General features: G+C 64.6%; 1 protein-coding gene and 2 pseudogenes. All 3 read left to right on the forward strand.

Annotated elements, in window-relative coordinates:
- Positions 1-843, forward strand: a pseudogene (locus ADADOO_RS11765) (cytochrome c); the annotation flags it as partial.
- A gap of 16 nt (positions 844-859) precedes the next feature.
- Complete coding sequence (locus ADADOO_RS11770) at positions 860-1750, forward strand: hypothetical protein (RefSeq protein WP_511277696.1); 891 nt, start codon at positions 860-862, stop codon at positions 1748-1750.
- Positions 1751-1777: 27 nt separating this feature from the next.
- Positions 1778-2541 (forward strand): annotated as a pseudogene (locus ADADOO_RS11775) (hypothetical protein); the annotation flags it as partial.

The raw sequence follows: 2541 nt of genomic DNA on the forward strand, positions 1-2541 counted from the left end.
GACCAATCGACGCCGGTCACCGAAGTCGGCACCTTCCGCTGCCGCTCGCTGCACGCCAACCACAAGGCCGGCCTGCTCTACATGGAATACGCCTCCGACACGCTGCGCCAGCGGCCCGTCGTTGCCGACCTGCCCGAACGGTCCGAGCTCAAGGACGGCGGCCGCGGCTACATGCGCAATATCTCGCTGGTCAATGTCTGGGCGACGGCGCCGTTCATGCACAACAACGCCATCGGTCCCGAAATCTGCGGCAAGCCGGCCAACGCGACCAACGATTTTCACCGTGCCCGCTACGTCGACCGTGACGGCAAGCTGCTCGCCGCCCAGCCCGACTGCCTGCGCTACGACCCGACGGTCGAAGGCCGCTTCGAGCTCTACAAGCGCTCAATGCGCGACCTGCTCAACCCCAAGGAGCGCGGCAGCAAGCGCACGCTGACCAACGCTGACCTGATCATCGACGTCGGCATCCGCCCGCTTGAAGGCTCGACCGAGAAGCCGCTGGGCGGCTTCGGCCAGGTCCGTATTCCGGCCGGAGCCAGCGCCGGTTTCCTCAACGGCCTGCAGCACAAGCAACTGGTCGGCGACCTCTTCCTCGCCAAGCGCCACCCGGACCAGCTCGAAGCCGCCGGCAAGAAGGCCCAGTTGGCGACTCTGCAGGCGATGGCCGACGACATCCTCAAGAGCCCGGCCCGCTTCGTCGACATCCTGCGCGAGAAACGCGATTTCCTCAGCACCAATTACGAAACCTGCACGCAGGAAATCGAAAACGAGGGCCACCGCTTCGGCGAGGACCTTTCCGAAGCCGACAAGAAGGCGCTGACCGCCTTCCTGGCGACGATGTGAGCCGGGGGAGATGATCATGACACTGACGAAAACCGCTCTGCTCACCCTCGCCACCCTGGCCGCTGTTGCCACCATGAGCGCCTGCACCAAGCCGGAGCCGCCCAACATCGGCTACGCGCCCTACGACAAGGGCTACCAGTCGAAGATGGACCTCGCCCAGGTCGATTACAAATACCCGATTCCGCCGGCCGAACTGGCCAAAATCACCCCGGACTATTTGGCCAAACTCGATCAGGAACAGCTCGACCAGCTCTACGGCCGCCTCGCCGCCGGCCCCATCCCGGACGGCGCTTTCGACGGCCGCATCCTGCTACCGCGCGGCGAAAGCGGCAAGTTCCGGCTCAGTGAACTGGTCGGCGGCTTTACCGGCACGCTGCTCCATCTCAAGGGGCTGGTCATCGAGGACGTCGGCGAAGCGCTGTGGCGCGGCAAGGTCTTCTTCCGCGACGAACGCGTGCTGCGCAACCGCATCGAAGACCTCTCGGTGCTCAAGAAGATCGGGCTGGTCGAAGGCGAGCCGAAGAAGATGAACTACGGCGGCAAGGAAACCTGGCTACTCTTCCCGGCCAAGCTCTATTGCGGCCAGAGCCTGCTTGATGCGCGGCGCGAGTCGATCATCATCGACTACTTTTTCACCGATGAAATCCCCGGCTACCAGGAAAGTCCGGACTATCTGGCCGGCCGCCGCGGCCTCAAGGTGCGCGACGAAATCCGCATGATCCGCCCCGGCCTTTATCTCGGCCGCGCTTATCTCGACAAGGCTTTCGCCCTCAACTTCACGCTCTACGACAAGGCCACCGACGACAAGGCGCGGGCGGAATTTATCAAGACCGGCACGGTGCAACAAGATTGCTGGCCGGGCACCCAGGCCCGACCCGTCGCGACCGTCGCTGCCGCCAAACCGTGAACTGTTAACTGGCCATGGACGCCTGCCATGAACCTGCGCAACGCCCTGCTGGCCGGCCTGCTCGGCCTGGCCTGCGGGCCGGGAGCGGTGATGTGGGCGGCGGCTGAAACCACCCACCCGGCGCCGACCTGGGTCATCGACCCGGCCGTCCCCGGTGACGATCTGCCCCCCCTCGGCCGCTCGCTGTTCGACCAGCTTTTTGCCGTAGAACGCAGCGGCCAAGCCGCCATCGAACTGCCCTTCCCGTTCACCGCCTTGCTCGCCCGCCTCGATGCCCAACTGGTAACCGACCCCGGCAGCGCCCTGCCGCCGCTCAAGCGCGTCCTCATTCCGCTCGGCCGCTCCCTGCAACGGACGGCCGCGGCGCCGGACTATTTCACCTATCCCCGGGTGGTTGTTACGGTCGACGCGGAAAATCGCCCAAATTCGAAGTTTTTCCTCAAGGACCGCCTCTACCTCGGCTACCAGGAAAAATCGGCTGTGCTGGAGGTAATCAGCTACAACGAAGCGGCCGGTCGCTTCGAGTTCCAACTCGTCAAGGGCTACCGGGCCGGCGGCCAGCCGCAGGTTTTCTACGCCAATCGCAAGCTGTGCTACGCCTGCCACCAGAACGGCTCGCCCATTTTCTCGCGCGCCCTGTGGGATGAAACCAATGCCAACCCGCAGGTTGCCGCTCAACTTGCAAGCAGCGGTCGCCGCTTTTACGGCATCCCGGTCGACCGCGGCATCGATATTCCCTATGCCATCGACAACGCCACCGAACGCGCCAACGGCTTCGCCCTGAGCCAGAA

The sequence above is a fragment of the Azonexus sp. genome (assembly GCF_036170495.1).
Taxonomy (GTDB): Bacteria; Pseudomonadota; Gammaproteobacteria; order Burkholderiales; family Rhodocyclaceae; genus Azonexus.